The organism is Thiofilum flexile DSM 14609 (genome assembly GCF_000380185.1).
GTDB classification, from domain to species: Bacteria; Pseudomonadota; Gammaproteobacteria; order Thiotrichales; family Thiotrichaceae; genus Thiofilum; species Thiofilum flexile.
Genome location: NZ_KB904771.1, coordinates 22,408 through 29,761 on the forward strand (window position 1 = coordinate 22,408; position 7,354 = coordinate 29,761).

A 7,354-nucleotide genomic window follows, 5' to 3' on the forward strand; every position below is an offset into this window, starting at 1 on the left:
CATACTGAGGTATTCGAGTTCGCTCGAATACCTCAGTTTAAGTAAGCTTTATCGGGACAAAAACCCAGTCAGGTGATTAAACCTAGTGGGGTATAGCGTTTGGAAAGGGGTGTGCTGTCTGAGCGCAGCGAGTTTCACTCCCCTTGGAAAAGGCTATACCCCACTAGGTTTAAGGTATTTGCCTAACACGTAAATTTTGTTCCAACCCCTATTAACTACAACCCGCAGGAGCAGGTCAATGACCCACACCACCGATGATTGGCGCGGCTGGGTGCGACATCACCTACCCAAGTTAGTCCTGTCACCCTCCTTTGCTGTGACACTTTTCTTCGTATACGGCTTTATTTTATACACGGGACTTCTATCGCTGACGTCCTCTAGAATGATGCCGAACTTTAATCTCATTGGCTTTGAAAACTATAGCAAGCTGTGGCAAACCCTTAACTGGCAAGTCGCTCTTAATAATCTCGCGATTTTCGGCACCCTTTATATTGTCATCTGCGGCCTCTTAGGGATGTTCTTAGCCATTTTATTAGATCAAAAAATTCGCGGTGAAGGCTTCTTGCGCCCGATTTATTTATACCCTATGGCACTGTCTTTTATTGTTACTGGTACGGCTTGGAAATGGTTTTTAAATCCGGGTTTAGGACTAGAAAAAACCATGCATGAATGGGGCTGGACTAGCTTTAAGTTCGACTGGCTGATTAATTCAGATATGGCAATCTATACCGTTGTCATTGCGGCGGTGTGGCAAAGCTCAGGCTTTGTGATGGCGATGTTTTTAGCCGGCCTTCGTGGGATTGATAGTGAGCAAGTCAAGGCCGCGCAATTAGATGGTGCCTCTGCAGTACAAACCTATTGGCGCATTATTATTCCTCAGCTCCGTCCAGTATTTTTAAGTGCTTTTGTCGTCTTAGCACATATGGCGATTAAATCCTATGACTTAGTTGTAGCACTCACAGGTGGAGGCCCCGGCAATGCGACCGAAGTCCCTGCCACCTTTATGTATTCCTACACCTTTACCCGTAATCAAATGGGGGTTGGTGCCGCCTCAGCCATGATTATGTTAATGACCATTGCCGCCATTATAGTGCCCTATCTTTATGCTGAAACACGGGAGCAACGCCATGACTAATCAAGAAGTTAAAGCGAGTAGCAGCCGGTTTTGGCGCGTACTGATCTATACCACTTTAATCGTATTTGCGGCCTTTTACTTATTACCCTTATTCGTCATGCTCATCACTAGCTTTAAAGACCTAGAGGAGTTACGCCAAGGTAATATGCTCTCCCTCCCCCAAAATTGGACTATTGCTGCATGGATAAAAGCATGGGGTAGTGCTTGTATTGGTCTCACCTGCGAAGGTATCAATGGTTATTTCTGGAACTCCATTAAAATGGTGGTTCCCTCCGTGCTGATTTCGACCCTGTTAGGGGCTATTAATGGTTATGTGCTCACTAAATGGCGTTTTAAAGGGGATCGTTGGGTCTTTGCTTTAATGCTATTTGGTTGCTTTATTCCCTTTCAAATCGTGCTCATTCCCATGTCACAAATCTTGGGTAATCTAGGTCTAGCCGGTACGACTACCGGATTAGTCTTAGTGCATGTCACCTATGGGATTGGCTTTGCCACCCTGTTCTTCCGTAACTACTATGCAGCCTTTCCTACCGAACTCGTTAAAGCCGCCATGATTGATGGTGCGAGTTTCTTGGGTATTTTCTGGCGTATTTTACTACCGAGTTCCGGCCCTATTATTGTGGTGACGGTGATTTGGCAGTTTACCAATATTTGGAATGACTTTTTATTTGGTGCCTCATTTGCCGCTGGTGAGAGTGCGCCGATGACCGTGGCATTGAATAACTTGGTCAGTAGTTCAACGGGGGTCAAAGAATATAACGTGGATATGGCGGCTGCGATGATTGCAGCACTTCCTACCCTGCTGGTGTATATCGTGGCAGGACGTTATTTCGTGCGTGGACTCATGGCTGGCTCGGTTAAAGGATAGAGGATCAATACAATGGCATCTTTAGAAATTCGTAATGTTTGCAAATCCTATGGTAGCGTTGATGTCTTAAAAAGTATCAATATTGCTATTAATCATGGTGACTTCTTAGTTCTAGTAGGCCCTTCGGGCTGCGGTAAATCCACGCTCTTAAGCATGATTGCAGGCTTAGATGAAATCACCTCTGGTGAGCTGGTGATTGATGGTGAAGTCGTCAATGACAAACACCCCTCTCAACGTGATATTGCGATGGTGTTTCAATCCTATGCACTCTATCCCAATATGAGTGTGGAAAAAAATATCGCTTTTGGTCTAGAAATGCGCGGTGTACCCAAAGCCGAGCGCGATAAAAAGGTCGAAAGTGTTTCCCAAATGCTACAAATCGGCCCACTACTTAAACGTAAACCTGCCCAATTATCCGGTGGTCAACGCCAACGGGTAGCCATGGGTCGCGCTTTGGTACGGGAACCTAAAATCTTCCTCTTCGATGAACCGCTCTCTAATCTCGACGCAAAGCTACGGGTTGATATGCGTACCGAGATTAAGAAACTGCATCAACGCTTAGGCGCTACCATTGTCTATGTAACGCATGACCAAATCGAGGCTATGACTTTAGCCACCCGCATTGCTATTATGAAGGCGGGCATTCTGCAGCAATTAGGCACTCCCCAAGAAGTCTACGATACCCCCAATAATGTCTTCGTAGCCAGCTTCATGGGATCGCCGTCTATGAACCTGATTCCTGCAACGGTAGTCGCACACCAAAACAGTGTAGCCGCACGACTCACTTCCCCACAGGGCAATGAGTTAATCTTACCGCTACCCCAGCCAGAGCGTTATCAAACATGGATAGATAAGCCGGTCATTTTAGGGATTCGTCCTGAAGCGATTACCGATATGAGTAGTGCTGAACCGAATAACCCTTGGGTATTCCCAGCGGATTGCCAAGTGGATGTAACCGAGCCTACGGGTGCGGATGTGTATGTATTAACTACACTAGGGGGCAAAGAAATCGTGGCACGGATGCGCTCTAATTGTGGTGCTGTAGTGGGACAAAAAACCCCGTTTGCCTTTAATATGGCGAAAGCGGTGTTATTCGACCCACAAACAGAAAATCGTATCTAGGATAATAAGATAAGGAGTATTCGCCATGACAATTGGTTTTGGTTTAATTGGAGCTAGCAATATTGCCCAAGCTCATATGATTGCGGCTATCCGCAGCCAACCGGATAGCGACGTGGTATCGGTCTATAGTTCTCACCCCGAACGCGGTCGTGAATTTGCTCAGGCCAATAACATTGTTCATGTAGCGAATACTCTCGATGACCTGCTCAAACACCCCGCCGTGCAAGCAGTTTATATTAGTACCACCAATGAACTACATTACGAGCAAGCTCTAGCTTCTGCTAAAGCAGGCAAACATGTCTTATGCGAAAAACCCTTAGCGATGACGCTAGATCAAGCCCGGCGCATGATCAAGATATGCCAGCAAAATAATGTAGTACTAGCCACCAATCACCATCTACGGAATGCGGCTAGCCACCGCACGATGCGCCAATTGATCGCTGATGGTGCAATTGGTCAGCCGATTGCGGCACGGGTGTTCCATGCCGTTTACCTGCCTCCGCATTTACAGGGTTGGCGTTTGACCAATCCGAATGCGGGAGCGGGTGTTGTATTAGATATTACGGTGCATGATGTAGATACCTTACGTTTTGTACTCAATGCTGAGCCAACAGAAGTCACTTGCCTAACTCAACATTTTGGTATGGGTGCTGGTGTGATTGAGGATGGCGCGATGGCTATTTTCCGCTTTGATAATGGTGTCATCGCCCAAACTCATGAAGGATTTACCACCAAATATGCTAGTAATGGCTTTGAGGTACATGGCACCGAAGGCTCACTCATCGCGAAAAAAGTCATGCAGCAAGCCCCTATCGGTGAGGTCATGTTACGCAATGCCGATGGCGAGCGCATGATTGAGCTACAACACGAAAATCTCTATGAAGTGGGTATGCGCCGCTTTATAGGTGCAATCAAAGGTACAGATACTCCCTCAGCCAGTGGTGCCGATGGCTTTGCTTCTCTTGCGGCGGCTTTGGCTTGTTTAGAGTCTGCGAATAACCGTCAAACCGTGACTATCCCTAATTTACTGAGTGCTGCCCTATGACCTCTCCTAATTTTACGAGCCGAGCTTTTTTAGAGCAGCATATTCAAACCACACTCAAATTTTATGAGCCTAATGTTTATGATCCTGTGGGTGGCTTTGTACAGCATTTTCGGGATGATGGTTCTATTTATGACTATGACACCCGCCATTTAGTCAGTAGCACTCGCTTTGTGTTTAATTATGCCATGGCGGCTCGCTATTTTAAGGCTCCGCAGTACTTGCCTTGGGTACAACATGGTTTAGATTATTTGCATCAAAAACACCTACAACCTAGCGGAGGCTTTGCTTGGTTACTCAAGGGAGATGAAGTCCTTGATGCCACTAATCATGCTTATGGTTTAGCATTTGTCATCGTGGCAGGTGCTACGGCACTCTTGGCTGGAGTTGAAGAGGGGCGTAAAACGATTGAGGCCGGTTGGAATTTATTAGAGCGTTATTTTTGGGATGAAAATTATCAACTTTATAAAGATGAAGCCTCGCCTGATTTTAGCATTATAGCGCCCTATCGGGGGCAAAATGCCAATATGCATGCGTGTGAAGCCATGCTGTGGGCGTATGAGGCCACAGGTGAAACACGCTTTTTAGATCGAGCTGAAACCTTAGCGCGAGCGATTACCCTACGTCAGGCGGAAAAAGCGCAGGGCTTAGTATGGGAACATTACGATGCTGAGTGGGAAGTCGATTGGAATTATAATCTGGATAACCCTAAGCACCTATTCCGCCCTTGGGGGTTTCAGCCCGGTCATCAAACCGAGTGGGCTAAATTACTCTTAATCCTACACCGTCATCGCCCCCAAGATTGGCTGATTCCACGAGCGCGGGCTTTATTTGAGGGTGCCTTAGCTCCGGCTTGGGATAGCGTCAATGGTGGGATTAATTATGGTTTTGCCCCGGATGGCTCGGTGTGTGATGGGGATAAATATTTTTGGGTACAGGCCGAAAGCTTTGCTGCTGCTGCCTTACTCTATCAAGCCACCCAAGACCCTCAGTATCTGGATTGGTATAACAAAATATGGGCCTATAGTTGGGAGCATATGGTGGATCAGCAGTATGGGGCTTGGTTTAGAATTTTAACGCCTGATAATCAAAAATATGATGATCTCAAGTCTCCTGCCGGTAAAACCGACTATCATACTATGGGAGCGTGTTATGAAGTGCTGCGTGGCATGCACTTAGCACCCTAATCCAACGATATAGCAGGAGCTGCCTCGGTGATAAAATACTCAAGTTATCTAATATTAAGTATAGGTTTATGCGCTACTCAGTGGGTATATGCTGAAAATGAGTTATTATTAGGTATTAATACTCAAATAGAACCCTCTATTTATAAAGAGGGTAAAAATCGGGTGCAATTCAGCGCATTTAAACTGGATCGTGAGGGTTTTTATCTTCCGGGGCCGTCTTTTAATGTCCACCGTTCAGCGACTAACCGTACCTATATCGGTGCAGGCTTAGATCCGTGGGAGCGTAAACGTGGTAACAGTAGTATTACTAGCGGTATGGATGACTTAGATTATGCGATTAATCTCCGCGCGGGAACGGCACATAAAACACGTTTAGGGGTGTTTGGGGTAGATGTCATGCACGATTTTAATGCTCACAAAGGTAATCAAGCCCGTCTACGCTACATCAAGCCGATTCAATCCGGTAGAAGACTGTGGCTGCCCCAAGTGGCGATTCAATGGCTGGATAAAGATGTCGGTAATTACTACTTTGGGGTGAAAAGCAGTGAGGCAACCAGCACCCGCCCTGCTTATCAACTAGGCTCTAGCGCCGTACTCAAAGCGGGGGTGGATGTTGAATTGCCCCTGTCCCAAAGTTTCATGCTCAGCACAGGTGTTGGGGTTACGAGCTATAGTAATGCTATTAAGAACAGTCCCTTAGTAGAGAAAGGCTCCGCCCCCTATGTCAAAGTAGGGTTAGCTTATCGGTTTCGTTGAGGTGCTCTCATGTCACGTATAGTATTCAGTATATTAATTGGTTTAGGTCTAATGACTGTCAATGTTCAAGCTGCCGAGGAAATTATAGCCAGTGATGTCCTTGCTGCGCTGACGGCTGATTGGAATGATGATGGCTCTATGGATCGAGCAGTATTGGTCAATAATCGCGAAACAGACCAAGCTGATTTATATCTTTATTTAGGCGGTGAGGTAGCCAATGACTTTAAGCTCGCCATCCTGAAAAAGGATATAGCATGGGTAGGTAGTATGTGGGGCACATTGCCGAGTCTAGAACTATCGGGTAAAAACTCACTATTAGTCAAATCTGCCAATGAAGCCATTGGGCGTAATCGCTGGAATCAAACCATCACGCTGGCCTATCGCAATAATAATTTTGTGGTGGCAGGCTTTACTTATAATGCCTATGACACCTTAGAGCCGAATGCAGCGGGGACGCAATGCGATATCAATCTCTTAACAGGTAAGGGTAAGCTCAATGGCAAAGCGATTACCGTGAAGGATAAAACCCCACTACTTCAAGACTGGCAAATAGAGGGGATATTAGGTGCTTGTAAGGTGGGAGAGGATTAGCCACCTAATGCAACAGGGTATCCTTAAGCGTTTGTACCTCATCTACTGTTAATCCGGTCAGGTCGGCAATATCTGCTATTTCAAATAGCCCCTTTGTGATGAGTTTTTTAGCCATCTCAGTAGCTTTAAGTTGAGCACCTTGCTCTAAGCCTTGCTCATGCCCCTGTTCACGCCCTTGCTCCAGCCCTGCTTGTAATCCCCAGCGATAGGTAGAAAAACGGGTAACATCGACTTGTGTTAACATATGTTTAGCCTCGTCTAGTTGTGCTTGTAAATCACGGTTATCTGCTAGCGTTTCCAGCATTTCGTAGTAATTGCGAAACCGCGCCTCATTATCACCTGTGAGTTCTTTCAAGCGTTTAACAATATAATTCACTACTTCTTGCATCGGGCGAGCCTTAAAGTCACACAAAATAGCGAGTACTAACGCTTCAGGTGTATCTTGTGCGAGTATTGACATCCTCCCCGACCTAAAGGATGGGGATTCCTGCTGCCAGATGCTCATATCCGAGCGCAAGAATGTTCTTAGCCGCATTGACATCTCTATCATGCACCGCTCCACACTCGGAGCAAGACCATTCTCTTATTCGCAAACCCGCTCTACCTTTCGGACTATTAAGGCTGATACAGCCGCAACACGAACAAGTCTGGGT

At 46.3% G+C, this 7,354-nt stretch carries 9 protein-coding genes; 7 read left to right on the forward strand and 2 right to left on the reverse strand.

Annotated elements, in window-relative coordinates:
* Window positions 1-238 precede the first annotated feature (238 nt).
* From A3IK_RS0111075 to A3IK_RS19240, 7 genes are read left to right on the forward strand one after another with little or no spacing between them, the layout of a single operon-like run.
* Window positions 239-1,135: a carbohydrate ABC transporter permease gene (locus tag A3IK_RS0111075; RefSeq protein WP_020560047.1), complete on the forward strand. Its 897-nt coding sequence runs from the start codon at window positions 239-241 to the stop codon at window positions 1,133-1,135.
* The gene (locus A3IK_RS0111080) at window positions 1,128-2,003 is read left to right on the forward strand and encodes a carbohydrate ABC transporter permease (RefSeq protein WP_020560048.1); all 876 of its coding nucleotides are present in this window, start codon (window positions 1,128-1,130) and stop codon (window positions 2,001-2,003) included. Before A3IK_RS0111075 ends, A3IK_RS0111080 begins: the two co-directional genes overlap by 8 nt.
* A gap of 12 nt (window positions 2,004-2,015) precedes the next feature.
* Complete coding sequence (locus A3IK_RS0111085) at window positions 2,016-3,125, forward strand: ABC transporter ATP-binding protein (protein WP_020560049.1); 1,110 nt, start codon at window positions 2,016-2,018, stop codon at window positions 3,123-3,125.
* Window positions 3,126-3,150: 25 nt separating this feature from the next.
* The gene (locus A3IK_RS0111090) at window positions 3,151-4,170 is read left to right on the forward strand and encodes a Gfo/Idh/MocA family protein (RefSeq protein WP_020560050.1); all 1,020 of its coding nucleotides are present in this window, start codon (window positions 3,151-3,153) and stop codon (window positions 4,168-4,170) included.
* Window positions 4,167-5,354, forward strand: coding sequence for an AGE family epimerase/isomerase (locus A3IK_RS0111095; protein ID WP_020560051.1), 1,188 nt, complete (start codon window positions 4,167-4,169; stop codon window positions 5,352-5,354). The genes A3IK_RS0111090 and A3IK_RS0111095 overlap by 4 nt, the downstream gene beginning before the upstream one ends.
* Before the next feature lie 27 nt (window positions 5,355-5,381).
* Window positions 5,382-6,110, forward strand: a complete 729-nt coding sequence (locus tag A3IK_RS20380) for a MipA/OmpV family protein (RefSeq protein ID WP_020560052.1) — start codon at window positions 5,382-5,384, stop codon at window positions 6,108-6,110.
* A gap of 9 nt (window positions 6,111-6,119) precedes the next feature.
* Entirely contained in the window at window positions 6,120-6,701 is a 582-nt protein-coding gene (locus tag A3IK_RS19240) for a hypothetical protein (RefSeq protein WP_020560053.1), read from the forward strand.
* Window positions 6,702-6,705: 4 nt separating this feature from the next.
* Here the strand turns inward: A3IK_RS19240 and A3IK_RS19245 are convergent, their stop codons facing one another.
* Both A3IK_RS19245 and A3IK_RS20860 read right to left on the reverse strand, forming a co-directional pair.
* Window positions 6,706-7,161, reverse strand: coding sequence for an RpnC/YadD family protein (locus A3IK_RS19245; protein WP_020560054.1), 456 nt, complete (start codon window positions 7,159-7,161; stop codon window positions 6,706-6,708).
* Window positions 7,162-7,171: 10 nt separating this feature from the next.
* The coding region (locus tag A3IK_RS20860) for a zinc ribbon domain-containing protein (RefSeq protein WP_162596645.1) at window positions 7,172-7,354 on the reverse strand (183 nt) is incomplete at its 5' end.